General features: G+C 36.0%; 17 protein-coding genes and 2 riboswitches. Of the genes, 14 read left to right on the top strand and 3 right to left on the bottom strand.

The window, feature by feature from the left end:
• Positions 1-90: 90 nt before the first annotated feature.
• Positions 91-1,230: a CdaR family transcriptional regulator gene (locus tag NSA47_RS04835; RefSeq protein ID WP_257529783.1), complete on the bottom strand. Its 1,140-nt coding sequence runs from the start codon at positions 1,228-1,230 to the stop codon at positions 91-93.
• A 161-nt stretch (positions 1,231-1,391) separates the two neighbouring features.
• A riboswitch (glycine riboswitch) is annotated at positions 1,392-1,467 on the top strand.
• Between the two features lie 3 nt (positions 1,468-1,470).
• Positions 1,471-1,629, top strand: a riboswitch (glycine riboswitch).
• A gap of 114 nt (positions 1,630-1,743) precedes the next feature.
• Here NSA47_RS04835 and NSA47_RS04830 point away from each other — a divergent pair.
• From NSA47_RS04830 to NSA47_RS04795, 8 genes are all read left to right on the top strand, one after another.
• The gene (locus NSA47_RS04830; RefSeq protein ID WP_444546810.1) at positions 1,744-3,129 is read left to right on the top strand and encodes an alanine/glycine:cation symporter family protein; all 1,386 of its coding nucleotides are present in this window, start codon (positions 1,744-1,746) and stop codon (positions 3,127-3,129) included.
• Between the two features lie 82 nt (positions 3,130-3,211).
• Positions 3,212-4,225, top strand: a complete 1,014-nt coding sequence (galE, locus tag NSA47_RS04825; RefSeq protein WP_257529782.1) for a UDP-glucose 4-epimerase GalE — start codon at positions 3,212-3,214, stop codon at positions 4,223-4,225.
• 303 nt (positions 4,226-4,528) lie between these two features.
• Complete coding sequence (locus tag NSA47_RS04820) at positions 4,529-6,166, top strand: BCCT family transporter (RefSeq protein WP_257529781.1); 1,638 nt, start codon at positions 4,529-4,531, stop codon at positions 6,164-6,166.
• Between the two features lie 211 nt (positions 6,167-6,377).
• The gene (locus NSA47_RS04815; RefSeq protein ID WP_257529780.1) at positions 6,378-6,827 is read left to right on the top strand and encodes a PTS sugar transporter subunit IIA; all 450 of its coding nucleotides are present in this window, start codon (positions 6,378-6,380) and stop codon (positions 6,825-6,827) included.
• Positions 6,828-6,849: 22 nt separating this feature from the next.
• Positions 6,850-7,128, top strand: coding sequence for a PTS sugar transporter subunit IIB (locus tag NSA47_RS04810; RefSeq protein ID WP_257529779.1), 279 nt, complete (start codon positions 6,850-6,852; stop codon positions 7,126-7,128).
• Positions 7,129-7,179: 51 nt separating this feature from the next.
• Positions 7,180-8,553 carry a PTS ascorbate transporter subunit IIC gene (ulaA, locus tag NSA47_RS04805; protein ID WP_257529778.1) on the top strand — a complete coding sequence of 458 codons (1,374 nt, stop codon included), beginning with the start codon at positions 7,180-7,182 and terminating at the stop codon, positions 8,551-8,553.
• Positions 8,554-8,637: 84 nt separating this feature from the next.
• A complete protein-coding gene (locus NSA47_RS04800; protein ID WP_257529777.1) occupies positions 8,638-9,561 on the top strand; it encodes a carbohydrate kinase family protein in 924 nt (307 codons plus the stop codon).
• A 54-nt stretch (positions 9,562-9,615) separates the two neighbouring features.
• A complete protein-coding gene (locus NSA47_RS04795; protein ID WP_257529776.1) occupies positions 9,616-10,509 on the top strand; it encodes a hypothetical protein in 894 nt (297 codons plus the stop codon).
• An 83-nt stretch (positions 10,510-10,592) separates the two neighbouring features.
• On the opposite strand, the gene NSA47_RS04790 is transcribed toward NSA47_RS04795, so the two are convergent.
• Complete coding sequence (locus NSA47_RS04790; RefSeq protein WP_257529775.1) at positions 10,593-11,537, bottom strand: alpha/beta hydrolase; 945 nt, start codon at positions 11,535-11,537, stop codon at positions 10,593-10,595.
• 178 nt (positions 11,538-11,715) lie between these two features.
• Positions 11,716-12,282: an HD domain-containing protein gene (locus NSA47_RS04785; RefSeq protein ID WP_257529774.1), complete on the bottom strand. Its 567-nt coding sequence runs from the start codon at positions 12,280-12,282 to the stop codon at positions 11,716-11,718.
• Positions 12,283-12,554: 272 nt separating this feature from the next.
• Here NSA47_RS04785 and NSA47_RS04780 point away from each other — a divergent pair, with 272 nt between their 5' ends.
• From NSA47_RS04780 to NSA47_RS04755, 6 genes are all read left to right on the top strand, one after another.
• Positions 12,555-15,008, top strand: coding sequence for an MASE3 domain-containing protein (locus NSA47_RS04780; protein WP_257529773.1), 2,454 nt, complete (start codon positions 12,555-12,557; stop codon positions 15,006-15,008).
• A 147-nt stretch (positions 15,009-15,155) separates the two neighbouring features.
• Complete coding sequence (locus tag NSA47_RS04775; RefSeq protein WP_257529772.1) at positions 15,156-16,841, top strand: ABC1 kinase family protein; 1,686 nt, start codon at positions 15,156-15,158, stop codon at positions 16,839-16,841.
• 110 nt (positions 16,842-16,951) lie between these two features.
• A complete protein-coding gene (locus NSA47_RS04770; protein ID WP_257529771.1) occupies positions 16,952-18,190 on the top strand; it encodes an aminopeptidase P family protein in 1,239 nt (412 codons plus the stop codon).
• Between the two features lie 23 nt (positions 18,191-18,213).
• Complete coding sequence (gene nagA, locus NSA47_RS04765; protein WP_257529770.1) at positions 18,214-19,359, top strand: N-acetylglucosamine-6-phosphate deacetylase; 1,146 nt, start codon at positions 18,214-18,216, stop codon at positions 19,357-19,359.
• Positions 19,360-19,420: 61 nt separating this feature from the next.
• Positions 19,421-20,146 (top strand): glucosamine-6-phosphate deaminase, encoded by a 726-nt coding sequence (gene nagB, locus NSA47_RS04760; protein ID WP_257529769.1) that lies wholly within the window; start codon positions 19,421-19,423, stop codon positions 20,144-20,146.
• A 273-nt stretch (positions 20,147-20,419) separates the two neighbouring features.
• Complete coding sequence (locus NSA47_RS04755; protein ID WP_257529768.1) at positions 20,420-22,528, top strand: BglG family transcription antiterminator; 2,109 nt, start codon at positions 20,420-20,422, stop codon at positions 22,526-22,528.
• Positions 22,529-22,530: the final 2 nt, after the last annotated feature.

Genomic DNA, 22,530 nt, shown 5'->3' with positions numbered 1-22,530 from the left:
AGTACAAAAAAAGAAAGATAAACGGTCTATAGACCATTTATCTCTAGATAATAAGCACTTTTTATGTTATAGGAAACATGAAAAAAGGGTTTATTCATTAAATTTTCTTAATATAAAGGCTGTGCGAAGGACGGTAAAGTCATGTAGGATACGCATATCATATCCTGTTATTTTAGCCAGTTTGTTAATTTTATATTGAAGTGTATTTTTATGGATAAATAATTCTTCAGAAATTCTTTTGATGGAGCCATTATGTTTTTCATAAAGATCACTAATCTTGGAGTAGGCATTTAATTCCGAAGGGTTTAGCCTGCCTAAGACTTTATCAATATATTCATGGATATGATTTGAGGGAATGTTATTAAAAAGGATTTCTGTGTCCATATCATCATAGTAGGTAATTTCTTTTTTGGTCACGGCAAGGGACCATTTTAGAGCATCACTGGCTTTAATATAGGATTTTTTTATATTGGATAATTCTCTTTGTACATCACCTATTCCAAATTTCAAGTGGAGGTTTGCTTCTTGTTTGACTCTGTTTTTCACATAGCCAATCATAGTGTGAATTTGTTTTCTGTATTCATTCTCCACTTCTACCATAATGACAATATTATTTCCAAATAGGGAGATAATGGTTTTTTCATCCTTTAATACCAAGCGAAATAATCGATGAACCTTGTCTTTATTTAAAATTCTTTTATTTTCATGGCCTACCACAGTGGCTACAAGGATAATACGGGGAATATTATCGGTAATATTAAATAGATTTTTGTATTTTATAATATAATTTTCATCGATTTCCCTATCATTAAAGAGTAGGGATTCCATTATCATTCGATCTTTTTCCATTTCGTTATTTTCTAAGTCCTTGATGTAACCATCCCTCACTAGGATTTCTGTCAAACGTTTAATGATTTTTACATATTTTTCTATTTCATTACTATCCCCTGTGATGCCAATAACTCCAATGATTTTATTGTTTAAGATCACTGGCATATTGATCCCTTTTTTAGCTCCCCTATACTTGGTATGGCTATGGATAACCAAATCCTGTCTGGTTTTTGCAACCTTTATTGCCCCATAATGAACACTACCTAGACGCTCAGGGTCAGTGGAGGCGATGATTTCTCCTTTGGGATTCATAAAAATTAAATCCTGTTCCACAATTTCTTTCATTTCATATAAAATACTTTGCAAATATCTTTCAGAAATATACAGATTACTATGCATAATCCTTCACCCTTTTTATAGATATCTTTCTTATGCGCTATAAGATGATTTTTGATTTCTATTTTTTAGTCATTTCTATTCTAACACAAAACAAAAAAAACTCCTTGAAATTTTCCGGTGCCGATGTTAAAATCTATTCATAAATAATTGAATATAGTCGGATGAAGATAGTGGGAGAGAGATCAAAAGATCCGCCGAAGAAGTTACGCTTTCAGGCAAAAGGACCGCTATTGGACGAACCTCTGGAGAGCCTCTAATTAGAGCACCGAAGGAGCAATCTGATTTGTTTGGATAAGAAAAAGTTGACCTTGTTAGCAAGGGAGTAAACTTTCTTATTTCACAAGGGCGGCGCTAGCCGTTTTCTTGAAATCAGGGAAACTCTCAGGTAAAAGGACAGAGCTGAATGCTTAATTCTTTATTGTTGAATTAATTTGAGGCCAAATCCTATGGATTTGGTCTCTGTCTTTTATAGAGGTCTTCCTTGAGAGAGCATATTACAAGGAGGAAGAAAAAATGGAAAACATGACAAAAATATTGGAACAAATTGATGCCTGGGTGTGGGGACCACCCTTATTGGTCCTATTGGTAGGTACTGGAATTTATCTCACGATTCGTTTAGGAGTATTACAAGTTTTTAAACTGCCTCTAGCCCTACGCTATTTATTTGCTAAGGAGGAAGAGGGTGCCCAAGGAGATGTATCTAGTTTTGCGGCCCTTTGTACTGCCCTAGCAGCTACCATCGGTACGGGTAATATTGTAGGGGTAGCCACTGCCATTAAGGCCGGTGGACCAGGGGCTTTATTTTGGATGTGGGTGGCAGCTTTTTTTGGTATGGCTACCAAATACGGGGAAGGATTATTGGCGGTAAAGTATAGGGTGGTAGATGACAATGGTCAGATGTCAGGCGGCCCTATGTACTATATAGAAAGAGGTCTTGGTAAGAAGTGGCTGGCTAAGATGTTTGCCCTATTTGGCATTGGGGTGGCTTTTTTTGGCATAGGGACTTTCCCCCAAGTCAATGCCATTGCAGAGGCAACCAAAATCACCTTTCAGCTACCTGTTGTTGTTGCTTCTATTATCATCACTGTTCTTGTAGCTTTGGTGACCTTGGGAGGAATTAAGAGTATTGCCAAAGTAGCAGAAATCCTGGTGCCCTTTATGGCGGTATTTTATATTTTAGGCTCCTTGATCATTTTAGGACTTCATATTAAATTATTACCCCAAACCATAGCCTTGGTGGTGAAATCTGCCTTTACTCCTACTGCAGCTACAGGAGGATTTTTAGGGGCTACCATGATGTTTGCCCTTAGAAATGGTGTAGCAAGGGGAGTTTTTTCCAATGAATCGGGCTTAGGAAGTGCACCCATTGCCAGTGCAGCTGCTAAGACCAATTCTTGTGTGGAGCAAGGGCTTATCTCCATGACGGGTACTTTCATTGATACCCTTATTGTATGTACCATGACAGGTTTGGTATTGATCATGACAGGGGCATGGCAGGGAAATCTTGAAGGAGCACAGATGACCAATGCAGCCTTTAGTCAGGGACTACCGGGAATAGGTGCTTTTATTGTAACCATAGGTTTGATCTTCTTTGCCTTTACCACTATTTTAGGATGGAATTATTATGGGGAAAGATGTACCGAGTATTTATTTGGAGTAAAGGGAATTAAACCCTATAAATATATTTTTATTGTGTTAGTGGCTATGGGGGCACTATTAAAGTTAGATACTATCTGGATATTGGCAGATATCGTCAATGGCTTAATGGCTATTCCCAATTTGATTGGCCTTATTGGGCTAAGCGGTGTAATTGTTGCAGAAACCAAAGGATATTTTGCCCAGATCAAGAAGGGGAAAAGTTTATCTAGGACAGAAACCTTCCTCCCAGGAAATAAATAGAAATATTGTTTCAACCATAAAGATTGGATATAATGGTAGGAGATAAGGTAAAAGAAAAATCTAATATTCAGGGGGGATAAGAATGCAAGTTTTGATTACTGGTGGAGCGGGATATATAGGAAGCCATACCTGTGTAGAGCTATTAAATGAAGGCTATGATATTGTAGTAGTGGATAATCTTTCCAATAGTAAGATGCAGGCTTTAGAGAGAGTAAAGGAAATCACCGGTAAGGACTTTAAGTTTTATCAGATAGATCTATTGGATAAGGAAGGACTAGAGAAAGTATTTTCAGATAATGCTATAGATGCGGTCATCCATTTTGCGGGATTAAAGGCTGTAGGGGAATCGGTGGGTATACCCTTGAAATATTATCACAACAATATCACAGGAACTTTAATGCTTTGTGAAGTCATGGAGAAACACCAAATCAAGAAAATGGTATTTAGTTCCTCGGCTACTGTATATGGTATGCCCGATAGGGTGCCTATTTCGGAAGATTTCCCCTTGAGTACTACCAATCCCTATGGGAGTACCAAGCTAATGATAGAAAACATCCTTCAGGATGTATACGTAGGGGATAATGAGTGGAGTGTAGCCCTACTGAGATACTTTAATCCTATTGGTGCCCATGAAAGTGGGAGAATAGGGGAAGACCCCAGCGGTATGCCCAATAACCTCATGCCCTATATAACCCAAGTGGCCGTAGGCAAGAGAGAGAAGCTCAGTGTTTTTGGAAATAATTATGATACCCATGATGGTACTGGAGTTAGGGATTATATTCATGTGGTAGATCTCGCCAAGGGACATATTAAAGCCCTAGAGAAAATTATGAATACTACAGGGGTAGAAGCCTATAATCTGGGGACAGGAACAGGCTATAGTGTACTAGATATTGTAAAAAACTTTGAAAAGGCTACAGGACAAAAAATAGCCTATGAATTAACAGACAGAAGACCAGGAGATATTGCCAAATGCTATGCAGATGTTACGAAGGCAAAAAAAGAATTAGGGTGGATAGCAGAAAAAGGCATTGAGGATATGTGCAGGGATTCTTGGAGATGGCAGGAAAGAAATCCCAGTGGATACCAAGTATAAAGTAATGATATAAAAAGTAAGCGGCTATTCCCCCAGTTATAAAATAGGAAAGTTTGGCCTCTGGCCAGCAAGACAAATTTTCCGCCTTCATAAAAAATCGTCTTTAAACAGGCGATTTTTTTTATGACCTAAATTTCTTTGAATAGACTGTATGGCAACCGATCACAATAGGTATATAATTATATTTTTCGGGAAAAAATTTAGTTATTAAAGTGACAACCCTTTACAAAAATTAAGTTTTATGTGATACTAGAAAACTGTGGGGAAAATGTCTACCCAAAGAAATTATAAAGGAGTTTTGAAATGAATGATGATCATACCAAAGAATTAGAAGAAAAACTATATAGTAGGAACTTTAAGGGTTTTGGCTTTGATATGAACCCTGTAGTATCTATTGTAGCTGGGTTATTTATTCTATTATTTTCTGGCTATGCCTTGATTAATTTAGATCGAGCTAGTGTAATGTTTGAGGGAATAAAAAATCTTATCCTATCTCGATTTGATTGGATATTCGTACTATCTAGTAATGTTTTCATTGTTGTCTGCCTTCTCTTTGCCTTTTCCAAATTGGGGAATGTCAGAATTGGGGGTTATCATAGTAAACCTGAATTTTCTAACTTTGCTTGGTATTCTATGTTAATCTCTGCCGGTATGGGAATTGGTTTAATGTTTTGGTCTGTAGGGGAACCCCTACAACACTCTAATATTCTTCCTCCTATATTTGAAAATTCTAACCAGGCCTATTCCGCTATGGCTACGACATTTTTTCACTGGGGAATGCACCCTTGGGGAATCTATGCATTAATTTCTCTGGCCTTAGCCTATTTTGCCTATAATAAAAATATGCCTCTTTCCTTGCGCTCGGTATTTTACCCTATATTCAAAGACAAAGTATTTGGAGTTTTGGGGGACATTATAGATATTTTAGCTATTCTATCCTGTTTATTTGGACTAGCTACCTCTTTGGGACTAGGGGTACAGCAAATCAATAGTGGATTAAATTATTTATTTGGTATTCCCTTTAGTGTAAATATACAGGTAGTACTTATTGCCATCATTACCCTTATGGCCACTGCCTCAGTTGTTTCAGGCCTGGATAAAGGCGTGAAAATTCTATCTGAATTAAATATACGTATTGCAGCTGTATTTATGCTGGCTGTTCTTCTCATTGGACCTACGGGATATATCCTACGACTATTTTCCAATTCTTTAGGAATCTATATTAATGATTTTATTAAGACCTCTTTTTTTATTTCAGAAAAAAATAGTGCATGGCAAGGCCAATGGTCTATATTTTATTTAGCTTGGTGGATATCTTGGTCACCCTTTGTAGGAATGTTTATTGCAAAAATCTCTAAGGGTCGAACCATTCGAGAGTTTGTCTTGGCGGTGTTAATTGTTCCCTCCTTATTGTCCTTTTTATGGGTATCAGTATTTGGGGGTACGGCAATTTATCTTAATAATCTGGCAGACGGTAGTTTATTTCAGGTAGTACAGGATCAGTTACCCGTTGCTCTTTTTGAAATGATTAATCTACTAAAAATGCCTGTTTTTCAAGGTAGTCTCCGAGTCTTACTCTCTATCGTTGGGACAATATTGGTAATTTCATTTTTTGTTACCTCTAGTGACTCGGGTTCTCTGGTAGTGGATAATATCTCCTCCGGTGGCAAACCCAATTCTCCCATACCCCAAAGAGTATTTTGGGCTTTTATGGAAGGATTTGTGGCAGCTGTTCTTTTATTAATCGGTGGAGAGAAGGCTCTAAATGCCCTTCAAACAGCTGTAATCACCACAGGCCTGCCCTTTGCCATTATTCTTCTTGTGATGAGTGTTCTGCTGATCATGAGTCTACAGGAAGCCTATAAAAAGCAGAAAGCTATTCGGGATGTACAAAGACATAAAAGGATTTATGAAAAATATATTCGAGGGAAAACAAAATAATAGCTAGATCATTTCATGATTTGTCTGCCTTTTAAAATATTGATTAAACATCATCATACTCTCTATCTCCACTTTGAAAAAAGTGGAGATAGAGAGTTTTTATTTGAAATTTTTTTTATATACAAGCTGGTAATGTTATATGGTGGAGGAAATGGGTAATTATATGAATACTTATCTATGAGGTAAGAATAAACAAGCAGGGGGTGCTTAAGTGATTAAAGATCTTCTTACTAAGGAAAGTATTGAATTAAATACAGAGGTAGAGAATTGGGAAGAAGCCATTAGAAAAGGTGGGCAATTATTGTTAAAGATAGGGGCAATAACAGAAGAATATATTGAAGCCATGATCAATACGGTGAAGGAGTTAGGCCCCTATATTGTCATCACTGAAGGAGTTGCCCTGCCCCATGCTCGACCTGAAAGGGGAGCCTTAAAGATGGGTATGAGCTTACTAACCTTGAAGAATCCCATAAACTTTGGAAGTGAGGACAACGACCCTGTGAAGTTGGTGGTGAGCTTTTCTTCTGGGGATGATAAAAGCCATTTAGGATTTTTATCCCGATGGGTAGAAATACTAGATGACCAGGAAACCATAGAAAAAATTATTCAAGCAAAGGATAAAGAAGAAGTCATCAATATTCTAAGAGCTTTTGATATTTAGAGCAAAGAAAGGGAGGAATTTTATGTTAAACATTCTGACGGTATGTGGTAATGGTATAGGCAGTAGCTTAATGTTGAAAATGAGAGTAGAGCAGATATGTGAAGAAGAGGGCATTAAAGCCAATGTAGAATCGACAGATTTTAATTCAGCCCAGGGAAAGAAAAGTGATTTGATTATTACAGTGAAGGAATTGGCTAGCCAATTTGAAGGAAAAGAATTAGTGGTGGTTAGAAGTTATGTCAATAAAAAGAAGATCAAAGAAGATGTTTTAGACACTTTATTGGAGAAGGCTAACAAATAAAACCAGATGTTTTGAAGGATTTCAGTAAAAAAATAAAAAGGAGGAATATTCATGGGTATATTGCGAGTGATTTCTCAAGATATTTTAACCCAGCCAGCTTTGTTGATGGGATTGATATCCCTTGTAGGGTTGTTGGCACTACGTCGACCCTTTAATCGAATCATGACAGGCACATTAAAACCTATTTTAGGTTATTTGATGCTAGGTGCAGGTGCGGATTTTTTAGTGGCTAACCTAGAACCTTTAGGGAAAATGATTGAATATGGTTTCAATATTAAAGGGGTAGTGCCTAACAATGAGGCCATTGTAGCTATTGCTCAGGATTTATTAGGAAAAGAGACTATGTTTATCCTATTGTTTGGTCTAATATTCAATATTCTTATTGCACGATTTACGAAGTACAAGTATATATTTTTAACAGGTCATCATTCATTTTTCATGGCTTGTTTATTATCCGCAGTATTGAGTACAACAGGATTAGAAGGGACTACATTGATCTTAATAGGTGGCTTTGTCTTAGGGGCTTGGAGTGCCATTTCTCCAGCTATAGGACAAAAATATACCCTTCAGGCTACGGAGGGTGATGATATCGCCATGGGTCACTTTGGGAGTCTAGGCTATTACTTATCGGCTTGGGTAGGAAAGTTGGTGGGTAAGCCTGAAAATAGCACAGAGGACATTGAGATACCAGAGAAATATGGATTTCTACGGGATACCACCATCTCTACCGCCATTACTATGTTGGTCTTTTATCTCATTGCGGCTATTGCAGCAGGACCTGCCTTTGTAGAAGGATTATCTGATGGCACCAACTTTATCGTATTTGCTGCTATGGCGGCTTTGAAATTTGCTGTAGGGGTAACCATTGTATACAATGGAGTGCGAATGATTCTAGGAGATTTAATTCCTGCTTTTGAAGGAATTTCCAGAAAAATTATCCCCAATGCAGTACCCGCTGTAGATTGTGCCGTTCTTTTCACCTATGCACCTACAGCTGTAGTGATTGGATTTTTAGCTAGTTTTGTAGGAGGTATAGTGGGAATGTTTATCCTAGGAGCTTTAGGCGGAGTTCTGATTATTCCAGGCTTAGTGCCCCACTTCTTCTGCGGAGCAACAGCAGGTATCTATGGAAATGCTACTGGAGGGAGAAGAGGAGCTATTATAGGATCCTTTGTCAATGGATTGGGCATTACCTTCCTCCCTGCATTACTACTACCTGTGCTAGGAGATTTAGGATTCCAAAATACTACCTTTGGAGATTTTGACTTTGGTGTAGTAGGCATACTATTTGGTAAGGCAACTAGCTTTTTAGGAAGTGCGGGGATATATATACTGGTGGCTATCGCGTTATTCGTCCTCATTATCCCAAGCTTTGTTAAAACAAAGAGCCCAGCCTTGAATCATATAGTGGAAGAGGAAGAATAATCAGTAAAAGCCCTTTTTAGGGCTTTTACTTTTTCTAAGAAAGTAAGTAATATTTTAGTTGAATCTTGTAAAGGAGGATGTTAAATGGACATACTATGTATTGGTCATGCAGCTTATGATGTTACATTGCCTTTGGAGAAATACCCGCAGGAAAATGACAAATATTCTATTGAAGAATCCCTAGAAGCAGGGGGTGGTCCTGCTGCTAATGCTGCCTATTTATTAGCTAAGTGGGGAGTGAAAACTGGATTTGTGGGCTTGATCGGGGAGGATATCTATGGAGAAAGAATCATTAGAGAGTTTCAAGAAGTAGATGTGGATCTTTCCTTAATAGAAATAGAAAAAAATTATCCCACTCCTTTTTCCACTATTCTCATCAATAAAGAAAATGGGAGTAGGACCATTATCAATAGAAAACTGCCCCATAGAGGTCTGAAAATCAATAAGCAGCTTTTAGAAAATATTCAACCTAAGGTTATTTTGGTAGATGGTCATGAGTTGAAAGCTTCTTTAGAAATTTTAGAGAGATTTCCCAAAGCCATTAGCCTTTTAGATGCAGGATCTTTAAAGGAGGCTACAGAGATATTGGCTAGGAAGGTAGATTATCTGGTGGCTTCAGAAAAGTTTGCTAAACAATATAGTACAATAGAGGATTTAGATTCCGCAGAAAATTATAAAAAGTGTATGGATAGATTGAAAAAACTATCCCCACAGCAAGTGGTAGTGACCTTGGGAGATCAGGGATTGATCTACGATAAGCAGGGTGAAATAATAAAGCTACCTGCTTATAATGCCAAAGCTATTGACACAACAGGGGCAGGAGATATTTTTCACGGGGCTTTTGCCTATGGACTATTAAGGGATTTTTCCCTGATGAAAAATCTTAAATTTTCATCAGCTACATCTGCTCTATCTGTGGAAAAATTAGGGGGAAGACAATCTATACCAGATTTGGAAGAGGTAGAAGAAAAATGTAGTGGAATATCCCGCAAAAATACAATAGAATAAAAGAGAGGAACAAGGAAATATTAAAAGCATAAAAGTGCTAAAGGAGATAATCCCATGACCAAGAGAAAGTTCTTCAAAAAGAAATTAATATTTGCCTTTCTGGTGATATTTTTATTTACCTTAGGCCTTGCCCTTTGGCAGCCCCAACCGCCTTCAATATCCGATGAAGATCATCAGGTATTTAGTCTTATGGAAAATGCCTTAGGGGAAAAGGGAGAAATTATATTAAATAAGGATCAAATCAATGCCCTACTCAAGAAAGAATTTAATGAAGATAGGATAATAGGCAATTTAAAAATAAAAGATATTGGAATTGACATGAAAAAAGAAGAACTCATCCTGCATGTACCTATTGTCTACAGGGGATTATCCTTTACATTGACTTCCCGGGGAAGCATTCATTTTGAACAGCCTTATATTTATTACCGTCCTAATAAAGTGATGGTAGGAAAACTACCTATTCCTAAGTCTTTCTTACTCAGCACAATAGAAAAACAAGACAGTGAGCATTTTACTATTGAGGAAGGTAAGATAAAGATAGATAAAAGTATTTTACCCCTATCCATTTCCTATATTGCTGTTAAGGATGGACAATTACATGTTGCCTTAGATAAAGAGGGCAAAATCCAATGGGCCCTTCAATTTTTAGATTTAGAGGAAAAGGAAAAAGAAAAGGTGGAAAACATATTGGGCAATGTTCTAGAGGATTTAGACAAAATAAAGGAGATTCTTGAGGAAAATAACCAAAAAGATGTGATTGATAGAATTCAAAAGTCTATAGAAAATATGATCAAAAATCCGGATGATCATTCTCAAAAAGATATAGAGGATGCAAAAAAGTCCTATGGAACCCTTCCACCTAAGCAACAAAAAGAAGTGATGAGTGCCATTCTTTCAGGGGTGGATACCCATACCCTTCTGATGTTAAAGGAAGAGTTTGGATTTTAGAGATAAATCAAGAGCTGTGGCACAAGCATATATATTATATGTTCTTGCCACAGCTCTTTCACTTCTAATCCCTCTTGGGCTTTTTATTTTTTTATATTTGGAGCATTATCCTCCAACCATTCAATTAAATCTTTAAATACCATCGACTTATTACTTTCATTATAAATTTCATGACCGACGTTTTTATAAAATCGACAATATACATTTTTCATACCTGCTTTAAGATAAGAATGATAGACTTTGAGCACGCCTTTGGTATGGTCGCCCACGGGGTCTTTTTCCCCTGAAAATAAGTAAATAGGTAGATCTTTTGGGACAGCATGGATGACTTTAGGATCACATACCTTCTTAAGACCATATAACAAATCATAATAAAAACTAATTTTATAATGCTGTCTATAAAACACAGAATCCATGGAGTTTATAGGGGGTATATTTTTTATAGGCTTTGAAGGGATTGGAATATGGGATAAAGGAAGTAACCCCTGGGAATTTCCTAGGGATAATTGATTTAAAAAGGGACTAATCATCTTTTTCCCCTTCCACTTCATCATCCATTTTAATGCTGTCATGGCAATAACATTCCATCCACCTATTCCTCCATGGGTACCACATAGGATGACACCCACTACACTTTGAGGACAGTGGGTGATATAATCCCGGACAAGTAAAGAACCCAGACTATAGCCAAAGAGATAAATGGGCTTTTGAGGATAATCTCTTTGGATAATTTTGGTGAGTTGCCGCATATCTCCAACCGCTATGTTCCACCCTCCTTTTTCTGCAAAATATCCCAATTCATCTATTGTTTTTACATTTCTACCGTGCCCCCGATGATCATTGGCATAGACCACATAATCGGCCTCTACTAGGGGATGGGAAAAATCCTCATAATTTTGTCCCTGCTCCATCATTCCATGGGAAATCTGAATAATAGCCTTAGGCTCAACTGAGTCTTTTCCACTCCATCTATATCCCTGTAGGGACTTACCATCCTTTCCTTGAAATATAAAATCAGTACATTTCATTAAAAATCTCCCCGTTTATGTTGTTATAATTCATCATATTTAAAATATAAAAATAGGTGATTAATGATAGTTTCCCCTGGGATGGTGAAATGTTTTCATGGAATTAATGGAAAAAAACTAATAAGTAAAAAGAAAAACAAAAATCCATAGAGCACCAACTCCATGGATTTTTGTTTTTTTATAATCCTAATATTTCAGAAATTTCTCGCATAGCATTTAAAGAAAGCTCTGCAAATTCTGGGAAGGGGATATCCAGCATTTCTATGGAGGCCATAGCTTCCCTATTGGCTCCTGCAGCAAAGCGGACCTCTTTCATTCTTTTGGTTATAGACTTTACTTTTACATCTTTAAGTTGTTTACTAGGATATACTAGGGCAATAGCGGTGATGAATCCTGTAATGGGATCCCCTGCATAAAGAGCCCGCTCAAATTTAGCTTTAGGTTTTACCTTTGTAGCCGGGTTATGGGCTAGAATAGCCTGATACATTTCCTCGTTACCTAAATTGGCATTCCTTAATAATTCAACAGTCTTTGGTCCATGAAGGGACATATCAGATTGCCAATCCACTAAATCATTATCTAGATCGTGCAATAGTCCAGCTAGTCCCCATAAATCTTCACTTTCTGGCTCCAGTCTTCTGGCTAAAGCTCTCATCACACTTTCTACGGCATAGGAGTGCTTGAGGATATGGGGAGTGATTACATGTTGATGGAGTAATTTTTCTCCTTTTTCCCTATCTAGCATAATATACATCCTTCCTTATTGTTTATATTTTAAAGGGCTTTTCATTTATTATACAGTTTATACAAAAAAGGACAAGTCATCCCCTCTTCTTCCAGAGAGAAAATCTCTAAAAGCATTCAGAACGAGTGTTCCTGTCTAAAAATAATATGAAACTTTTTAGCAAGCTTTAAAGGAAATAACAGCATAGTGTCGAATGATAACAATGAGACTCTTTAAATAGGTTCATTTACCGAAACAAATTCTTTTCAGGGGGAAAGAAGGGAGGGAATGGGATGACTAGTCTAGCTCAGGATTCAATAAATAATAAAGTAAAAAGGGATAAGTTCCATATAAAGGATACAAAAGCTTTTTATTTTACTTGTTTCTTTCTAATCATCTTAGGGATGCTAACTTATATTGGTGGAAAAAATTTCTCCTTATTCCATCTCTCTATTCAGACTCTTATCGTGATCATGGGATTTAGTATATCCATCACTTCCTTTAATACCTATAAACTAAACAAAGACTATAAATTACTCATTCTAGGTGCTAGTTACAGTATTGTAACTGCCATTGATGTTGCCCATACCCTTCAACCTCACTTGGGAGCAGATGTAAACTGGGATATATTCTCTAATACTTTGTTTTGTGGGCGATATTTTGAGGGAATTACTTTAATTTTGGCTATTACTTTTTTTCATCAGAGCTTAAAGAGAAAAAAGGTAGTAATTATTTATGGCACGATACTTTTATTAATGATAGGGGGAATAATAGGTCACAATATAGTTAGATATATTGAAATGTCCTATAGGGTCTCTTATTTTACAACAATGTGGAGTCACTACTTCCTCATCATTATTCTATCCATCAATATGATGCGCTTATGGAATGACAAAGAACATTATAAACCTGAAATATGTACCTTCACTATGTTAGCCTTGGGTGCGTCTATTTTGTCTGAGATTTGTTTTATCTTTCATATAAGTAAGTTGACTTTTTTCAATATCATGGGGCATAATTTAAAATTCATATCCTTTTATTTTATTTATAAGGCCATCATAGGCGATTATCTAAAAATGCCTTATTCTTTATTAATAGAAAGCAATGAAAAGCTTCGACAGGAGATAGAGAATAAAAATGAAATAAAAGAACACTTACAGCAACAAGAGGTCATTCTACAGAAAGTATTAAATTCCTTAGAAGAAGGGATTATGGTTATGAATGACCAAGGAGAAATTATTCATTATAATAACCGATTTGCCTGTATGTGGGGATTGTCAGATTTTTTATCTAAAAATAGGGATAATGAGCAGGCAAAACATTATGCTGCGAAGATGACTAAGGATCCTAAAACATTTTTGAATAATATTCAGGAAGTTTATCATACCCATAATGAAGGTCATTTTGAAATAGCTCTTCTAGACGGTCGATATTTTGAAAGCTTCATCACTCCTTTTCAGGTGTATAATACCAAGGGATGGTTACATAGCTTCCGGGACATTACTCCTATTAAAAATAACCAAAAATTATTAATCGATAGTCAAAAAAGGTATAGATTGCTTATGGATAGCATGCCTGATGCTGTAATTTTGCATCACAATTTAAAATGTATATATGCAAATGCCGCTTGTGCCAAACTATTTGGTATAGAGGACAAGAAAAAAGCTATTGGAATGAATCTTTTATCCATATTACCTTATTCTGATATAAAGAATATCCGGGAAAAAGGCAAAAACTTATTTAATAACAACACCTATGTCAGTAGTGAATATATAATTTTAGATAGCCATAAAAACCTACATTATGTAGAATCCTTTTCCTCCCTCTATGGAGATAAAGAAGACGAAATAGTATTGACCATATTAAGAGAGGTTACTCAAAAGAAGGTGGCTGAAGAGCTGCAAAGGGATATGGAGGAAAAGGAAAGAAAGTTGGAAGAAAAAAGAAGACTAGATGAGTTTAAAATTGATTTTTATACCAATCTTTCCCATGAACTTAAAACACCTATTAATATCATTTCTGCTGTTAGTCATTTGATAAAAATAGAGGCAGGAATAGAGTCTCCTAAGATGGGCAAATATGTAAGCGTTCTCAAACAGAACTGCAATAGAATGATTCGTCTCATTAATAATTTAATCGACATGAATAAAATAGATTCGGGATATTTTCCAATAGAGATGAAAAATTATAATATCGTACAAGTAGTAGAGGATATTAGCTATTCAGTCATTCCCTATATGGAGGAAAAAAACATATCTTTTATTTTCGATACCGATATAGAGGAAAAAATATTAGCCATAGACATTAACTCTGTGGAAAGGATATTATTGAACCTATTATCCAATGCCATAAAATTTACACTAGCAGGTGGCGAAATACAAGTCGTGGTCAATGATCTTAAAGATGCGGTGGCCATAAGCGTTAAAGATACGGGGGTAGGGATTGAGAAAACCCTAAGGGAAAGTATTTTTGAACGATTTAAACAGGGATATGACCTCCATGAAACCAATCCAAGGGGAAGTGGTATAGGTTTGTCCCTAGTGAAGCACCTAGTAGAAATGCATCAGGGAAGCATAGAAGTATTTAGTGAAGTAGGACAGGGAAGTGAATTTAAAGTGATTTTGCCTGCCAAATCTTTAAGAGACAAAGATGGAAAGATCATGATAGAGGCTTTTTCCGTGGATAAGACAGAACAAAATGGTGGGATTGATATTGCCAGTATAGAGATGTCTGATGTAGTTATCTAACCATACCCCAAGGGATAAAACCTTGGGTGTTTTTGGTACAAAAAGAGAACAATGATGATCAAGGATTAGATTGAATGATTTAGGGAATAAGAAAGTATAGGGATATCATAATAAAATGAGATAGAACTAACTAATAAATAGGTTGTGATGAAATTGTGGCCGAGAAATACATATGGTAATTTAAAACGGGTGAAGGAAATTCTAGGAGTATTTATTAAGTATGGCTTTTACAATCAGTTAAATCAGCTGGGTCTTTTAAAACATCTCAGAGTACATCCTGTTCGAAAAAATCTAAGCAATGATAAGGACCATCTGGCAAGAGGACAGAGGGTAAGAATGGCATTAGAGGAATTGGGTACTACTTTTATTAAGTTTGGTCAGATTTTAAGCACCCGTAGGGATTTATTGCCTGCTGATATTATTGTAGAGTTGGAAAATCTCCAAGATGATGTGGCTCCTATTTCCTTTGAAATGATAAAAAAGATCATAGAAGAAGAGTTACAGGGAGAGTTACAGGATTTATTTTGGAATTTTGAAAAGAAGCCTCTGGCTACAGCATCTATAGCTCAAGTACACGAAGCTCAATTGAAGGATGGAAAAAGAGTAGTGGTCAAGATACAAAGGCCGGAAATTGAAAAAAACATAAGTTCCGACATTGGCATCTTAGAGGAAGTGGCAAGTTTTTTGGATCATCGGACCAAATATAGTAAGCTATATGACTTTACTGCCTTGGCCAGAGATTTTAAAGAGAGCTTATATAAGGAATTGGATTTTCATAATGAGGCTAGAAACATAAACATTTTTAGAAAAAACTTTAAAAACAATAAAAATATTTTTTTCCCTCTTGTATATGAAGAGTATACTACTGAAAAAATCCTAACCATGGAATATATCCAAGGAAATGCCCTAAGGGATATAGAATCATCGGGTGGAAAAAACTTTAATCCTGTGATAATCGCAGAGAGACTGACCACCTCTATTTTGGAACAAATTCTCCGGGACGGCTTTTTTCATGGAGATCCCCATCCAGGGAATATAAGAGTTTTATCAGAAAATAGAATTGTTTTTTTAGACATGGGTATTGTGGGACAATTAGGGGAGAAAAAGAGAGAACAATTTTTTAGGATGATTGTAGGGATTACTTTAAGAAATAGCAAACTTATGGTGCAGGCCATAAGTGAAATAGGGACAATGGGAGAGAGCATAGATTTTAAAAGATTGGAAAAAGAAATTGATAGGATGAAGGATCAATATTTAGAAGTTCCTTTAAAAGAAATTCAGATAGGAAAAGTATTAAATGAAATTTTTCTACTAGCCTTTCAATATCATATTACTATTCCCAATGAATTTGCCATGCTTGTCAAAACCCTGATTATTTTAGAAGGGTTGGTGGCAAAGTTAGACCCTAGCCTCAACATCGTAGAAATTGCCCAGCCCATTACACAAAAATTATTACTAGATATTTATTCTCCTAAAAAACTAGCTAAGGATATGGGAGGAAGCATTTTAGATTATGCAAAACTTTTTAGAGAATTACCTGGCAGTTTTTTAAATATTTTAAATAAATTTGATAAGAAGGAGACACAAATAGTTGTACATTTAAAAAATGAAGAAAAGATTATAAAAACCATAAATAAAATGGCCAATCAGCTGTCCTTTAGTGTAGCTCTTTTAGCCCTAAGTATAGTCATTAGTGGATTTATAGTAGGAATGTCCTTACAGGGCAATGCCTTTAATATCATTGGGATTAATTTTGTAAAAATAGGGCTAATGGCATCGGTAGCGATGGGATTGTGGTTGATCGTTTCTATTATAAGGACAGGAAGGTTTTAGAGGCAAAGAGAGAATACAGGACCCATAGTTCCTATAGAATTGAGCAGGAATACTTGATAAAATGGCGAATATATGATCAAAGGGAAAATCAGAACAAGGAGTGATAACGTATGAAACAAGATTTTTTCATGAAAAACAGGAAAAAAGTTGTAGAACAATTAAAAGAGGATAGCATAGTCGTACTATTTTCGGGGCAAGCCCCTCAAAGGTCGGCAGATTCCACCCATCCTTTTGTGGTAAATAGACATTTTTACTATTTAACCGGTCTAGATCAGGAAAATGTTATGCTAATCATCACCAAAAGCCAAGGAAAAGTGGAGGAAGAAATATTTATTGATGAAGCAGATCCCATCTTAGAAAAATGGGTAGGAAAAAAATATTCTAAAGAGCAGGCAGAGGATATATCAGGAATTGCTAAAATTGACTGGACCCATAAATTTGAGCAAAAATTGACCAATTTACTGGCTCAGTATTCCTATGAGAATATTTATCTGGATTTGGAAAAAGCCACATGGAATAGTGAAGAACAGAAGGGCTTAAATTTTGCTAAGGAGATAAGGAAGCGTTTCCCCTATTTACAGATTAAGGACATCTATCCGATGATTAGTGAGCTAAGAACCATCAAAGAGCCTGAAGAAATTGAGAAAATAAAGAAGGCCATTGAAATAACTGCAGAAGGTATTAAAAACATTATGACCAATATGCAATCTGGTCTAAAGGAATACCAATTAGAAGCCTACTTTGATTTTGCCATTAATTATCTAGGGGCAAGGGACAATGCTTTCCCTACCATAGCAGCTTCGGGAGAAAATGCTGTTATTCTGCACTATGAGGAAAATAATAATACTCTAGAAGAGGGAGAACTGATATTATTTGATTTAGGAGCAGATTACCAGCATTATTGTGCAGATATTAGTAGAACTTTCCCTGTAAGCGGAAAATTTAGTGAAAGACAAAAAGAAATATACAATATTGTTTTAAAGGCAGAATTAGAAGTTATTAAGGCTATGAAACCAGGTTTGCTCTATGATGAATTAAATAAAATAGCAAAAAAAGTGTTGGCAGAGGGATGCATGAAAATTGGTCTTATTGAAAAGGAAGAGGAAATATCCAAATACTATTATCATGGGATAAGCCATCATTTAGGCCTAGACGTTCATGATGTGGGGAGAAGAGGAGGAATACTAAAGCCTGGTATGGTCTACACTGTAGAGCCTGGACTTTATATAGAAGAAGAAAAAATAGGCATCCGTATAGAGGACGATGTCCTCATTACTGAAGATGGCCATGAAGTACTGTCCAAGAGCATACCCAAGACCGTGGAGGAAATTGAGGAATTGATGAAATAAATAAAAGAATAAGGGTGATTCTGATGAAGGCTTTTATTAATGGAAGGATTATAGGGGAAAATGAAATACTAGAAGACCATATTATCCTATTTGAGAAGTCAATTAAAGAAATTTTACCCAAAGATGAATTTATCCAAAGCCAAAACATAGAAATTATAGATCTAGAGGGCAAATATATCTCTCCAGGTTTTATTGATATCCATATCCATGGGGCAGGGGGTAGTGATACCATGGATGGTACTCTTAGGGATTTGGAAATCATCAGTAAAACCATAGGGACTACTGGGGTTACTTCCTTTTTACCCACCACGATGACCATGGGGAAAGATCGTATTTATAAGGCATTAGATAGGGTAAGAGAGGCTATGAATAAAAAAATGCCAGGGGCAAAGGTATTAGGTGCCCATATGGAAGGCCCCTTTATTAGTGAGAAATTTAAGGGAGCCCAAAATCCTAAATTTATTATCAAGCCCCAATTTGAGTTCATCAAGGACTATTTAGACGTCATAAAAATCATTACCCTAGCTCCCGAAGAAGATGAGAAATTTTCCTTTATACAACAAGTAGGAAGTATAAAGGATATGGTTCTCTCTATGGGACATACCAATATCAATTATGAAAGAGCCTTACAAGCTATTGAAAAGGGGATTTCCCATGGGACCCATCTCTTTAATGCAATGACTCCTCTACATCATAGAGAACCTGGAGCGGTAGGAGCAGCTTTGCAAAGTGAAATTACCTGTGAGCTCATCGCCGATACCATTCATGTTCACCCAGCCTTATTAGACTTTGTTATAAAGACTAAGGGATTGGAGAAAGTAATTTTGGTTACTGACTCTATGAGGGCAGGCTGTCTCAGGGAAGGAAACTATGACTTAGGCGGTCAGAAGGTTGTTGTAGATGACAAATCGGCGCGACTAGAAGACGGGACTCTAGCAGGGAGTATTTTAACCATGAATGGGGCATTAAAAAACATCTTACAGTCTAGTCCCATCAAACTATGGGAAGCCATTGGATTATTATCCCTAAATCCTGCAAAAAAATTAAACATTCATCATAAAAAAGGGAGTATAATAAAGGGGAAGGATGCAGATTTATGTATCCTAGATGAGGCTTACAATGTGTTTATGACCTTAGTAGAAGGCGAGATTGTATATTCCAGCATCTAGGGGTGGACCTATGTAAAGCCCACTAAATGTTACAAAAATGGAATAAAAGGAGATGAAGGATATGAAAATAATTATTACAAAGAACCACGAAGAAATGAGCCGAAAGGCAGCTGCTTTAGTGGCTAGTCAAATGATTTTAAAACCAGAAAGTGTATTAGGATTTGCCACAGGCAGCACTCCCGAGGGAATGTACCAAAAGCTAATAGAAGCGAACAAAAAGGGGGACATTGATTTTAGTAAAATAAAAACCTTCAACCTAGATGAGTATTATGGATTAGAAAAGGAAAATCCTCAAAGTTATTATTATTTCATGCAGGATAAACTTTTTAACCATGTAAACATGGATCCCCAAAACACCCATATACCCAATGGTATGGCTGAAGATACAGAAAAAGAATGTAGAGAATATGAAGAAAAAATTGAGAAGGCTGGAGGAATTGATCTTCAAATCCTAGGAATAGGCAATAACTCTCACATTGGTTTTAATGAGCCTGATACTGAGTTTGTGAGGGATACCCATTTAGTTGGTTTAAATGAAGATACCATTCAAGCCAATGCAAGGTTCTTCGAAAGTGAAGAGGAAGTTCCTACCCAGGCCTTAACCATGGGTATTGGCACCATTATGAAAAGTAAGAAAATAGTTTTAATGGCTTCAGGTAAAGGGAAAGCTGATGCTATTTACAACACTGTAAAAGGGGAGATCTCTCCTGAAGCACCATCTTCCATCCTACAGCTACATAGGGATGTAATATTGGTTATAGACCAGGAAGCCGCTTCAAAATTATAAAAAGAATATCTCTATATCATATAGAATATATGAAAATGATTAAATAGCTTAGGAAGTGAACACTTCCTAAGCTATTTAATTTTGTCACAATTACTTATGGACTTATCTACATATCTTTAAGTTGTATAGACCTAGAGACTAAAATATAATAAGTAGTAAGAAAATTAAAACATTTTCATAGGGATGTTGTTATTTAATCATGTCATTATTGGAGAAAGTTATTTTGATAAAATCAATTGTTACTTAGCCAAACATACTCCGGGAGGTAGTTTGATGAAGAGGGAAAAAATAAGTATAAGAAAAAAGGATATATTGGCAAAACTTTGTAATGCGCATGATTATATTACTATAGCAGATATCGCCCAAGACATTGGTGTAAGTTCGAGAACTATTTTAAGAGAGCTTAAAGAGATAGAAGATTGGTTGGTAAAAAGAGGAATAAGATTAATCAAGAAAACTGGGGTAGGCATTTCCTTGCATTGTGCAAAAGAAAAAAAAGAGCAGCTGTTGGAATGGATAAATAATACAAGTGCAGTGAAGATATTTACCCCCTCAGAGAGACAGACCATCATTACCAGTGAACTTTTGCAAAAAAATGAACCCATTAAATTATATTACTTAAGCCTAATTTTAGATGTTACAGAGGGGACCATCAGTAAGGATTTAAATAAGGTGGAAGAATGGTTGGAGCGGTATCATCTTAAATTAGTGAGAAAGCCTGGGCTAGGAGTTTTTATTCAGGGGGAAGAAAGGAATAAAAGAAGAGCCATAGTCAATCTCATTTATAAAAATGTAGAAGAAAAACAATTGTTAGATTTTGTACGAAAGAATATAACCAATCCATCAGAGGGATCGAAAAATATTGAAATAAGGACAAGAAATAGGCTGTTGAATTTAATTGATAAGGATATCATCATAAAATTAGAAGAGCTTATCTATCAAGCTGAGGAAGATATGGGTTATCAATTAGCCGAGAGTGCTTACGCGGGATTAATTGTTCACCTTGCCTTGGCCATCAAGCGCATTGAAAACGGTGAAAAAATTGTAATGGATCAAAATTTTTTACAGGAACTCCGTAAAAATCCAGAGTTTTTAATCGCGAAAAAGATATCTAATAATATTTCTCATCTTTTTCATATAAAGATTCATGATGATGAGGTGGGATATATTACAATGCATCTTATGGGGTCTAAAAATAAAAATATTGTATATAACAATGCAGATAAAAATATAGCAAACTATGAACTGGTTAAATTAGCAAGGGAAATGATTAAAGTAGCAGAATCAGAAACAGGGTATTTTCTGAGGAATAATGAAAAGCTGTTAATGGGGTTGGTTAATCATTTAGGACCTACTTTGAAAAGACTGAAAATGAAAATGGACATTAGAAATCCTCTATTGGAGGAGATTAAAACCCGATATCCCCATTTAATCAGCATTAGCCAAAAAGCCGCCAAGACATTGGAGGATTACTTGGGAGAAACACTACCGCAGTCAGAAATAGGTTATCTGGCTATGCATCTGGGAGCAGCCATTGAAAACAGAGAAGTATTTCCCCAATCTTTGTTTCGAGTAGCCGTGGCTTGTCCTAGCGGGATTGGGACCTCAAGACTTTTAGCCGCAAGAATAGAAAAAGAATATAAAATGATTGAAGTGGTGGATGTGATATCTACTTTTCATATAGAAGAGAAATGGCTGGAAAAAGAGGAAATTGACTTCATTATTTCCACCATTTCCATTGAAAAAAATGATATTCCAGTAATTATTGTCAATCCCTTTTTATTAAAAGAAGATAAAGAGAAGATTGATCAATTCATATCTAACTTTTCAGAAAAAATCATGGCTTCAAAAGAAAAAAGAAAAACAAAAGAAATAAGCTTTAGAGATCAATTATTACAGATGCAAAGCTATAATCAAGGGATTATACAGATTTTGGATAACTTTTTTCTTAAAACACTAAATGCTTACGGAATGGAAGACTTGATTGGAATCATTAGTAGGGAAATACTTGAGGAAAAATCAGCTCAAGAACAATTAAGGCAGGATTTATGTAATCGAGAAGAAAAGGGTGGAACCTTTATTTCTGATAAGAACTTTCATTTACTTCATTGTCGAAGTGCAAGTATTGAAGAATTATATTTTGGTGCAATTCATCTTACTCATCATAATGAAGAAAAGACAGGGATGCACTTAGTTATTCTTATGTTAGCTCCTAAAGACAGTACCCCTATTCAATTAGAGGTCATGGGTGAGGTGAGTAAGTTAATCATCAATAGACCACATTTTTTATCTTTGTTGAAAAACGGTCTAAGAGAGGAGGCTTATGTAGAAATTAGTAATGGGTTAAAGGCGTTTTATCAAGAAAGAATAAATAAAAGATAGGA

The sequence above is a fragment of the Irregularibacter muris genome, from assembly GCF_024622505.1.
GTDB lineage: Bacteria > Bacillota > Clostridia > Eubacteriales > Garciellaceae > Irregularibacter > Irregularibacter muris.
The sequence above is the reverse complement of the archived record's forward strand: the minus strand, read 5'-3'. Positions and strand labels throughout refer to the sequence as shown.

Bases quoted from the DNA above. Each gene is read 5' to 3' on its own strand.
- galE (WP_257529782.1), top strand. From the start codon at position 3,212: ATGCAAGTTTTGATTACTGGTGGAGCGGGATATATAGGAAGCCATACC.
- NSA47_RS04800 (WP_257529777.1), top strand. From the start codon at position 8,638: ATGGACATACTATGTATTGGTCATGCAGCTTATGATGTTACATTGCCT.
- NSA47_RS04755 (WP_257529768.1), top strand. From the start codon at position 20,420: ATGAAGAGGGAAAAAATAAGTATAAGAAAAAAGGATATATTGGCAAAA.
- NSA47_RS04790 (WP_257529775.1), bottom strand. From the start codon at position 11,537: ATGAAATGTACTGATTTTATATTTCAAGGAAAGGATGGTAAGTCCCTA.
- nagB (WP_257529769.1), top strand. From the start codon at position 19,421: ATGAAAATAATTATTACAAAGAACCACGAAGAAATGAGCCGAAAGGCA.
- NSA47_RS04810 (WP_257529779.1), top strand. From the start codon at position 6,850: ATGTTAAACATTCTGACGGTATGTGGTAATGGTATAGGCAGTAGCTTA.
- NSA47_RS04775 (WP_257529772.1), top strand. From the start codon at position 15,156: ATGAAATTGTGGCCGAGAAATACATATGGTAATTTAAAACGGGTGAAG.
- NSA47_RS04835 (WP_257529783.1), bottom strand. From the start codon at position 1,230: ATGCATAGTAATCTGTATATTTCTGAAAGATATTTGCAAAGTATTTTA.
- NSA47_RS04830 (WP_444546810.1), top strand. From the start codon at position 1,744: ATGGAAAACATGACAAAAATATTGGAACAAATTGATGCCTGGGTGTGG.
- NSA47_RS04770 (WP_257529771.1), top strand. From the start codon at position 16,952: ATGAAACAAGATTTTTTCATGAAAAACAGGAAAAAAGTTGTAGAACAA.
- ulaA (WP_257529778.1), top strand. From the start codon at position 7,180: ATGGGTATATTGCGAGTGATTTCTCAAGATATTTTAACCCAGCCAGCT.
- NSA47_RS04795 (WP_257529776.1), top strand. From the start codon at position 9,616: ATGACCAAGAGAAAGTTCTTCAAAAAGAAATTAATATTTGCCTTTCTG.
- nagA (WP_257529770.1), top strand. From the start codon at position 18,214: ATGAAGGCTTTTATTAATGGAAGGATTATAGGGGAAAATGAAATACTA.
- NSA47_RS04780 (WP_257529773.1), top strand. From the start codon at position 12,555: ATGACTAGTCTAGCTCAGGATTCAATAAATAATAAAGTAAAAAGGGAT.
- NSA47_RS04820 (WP_257529781.1), top strand. From the start codon at position 4,529: ATGAATGATGATCATACCAAAGAATTAGAAGAAAAACTATATAGTAGG.
- NSA47_RS04785 (WP_257529774.1), bottom strand. From the start codon at position 12,282: ATGCTAGATAGGGAAAAAGGAGAAAAATTACTCCATCAACATGTAATC.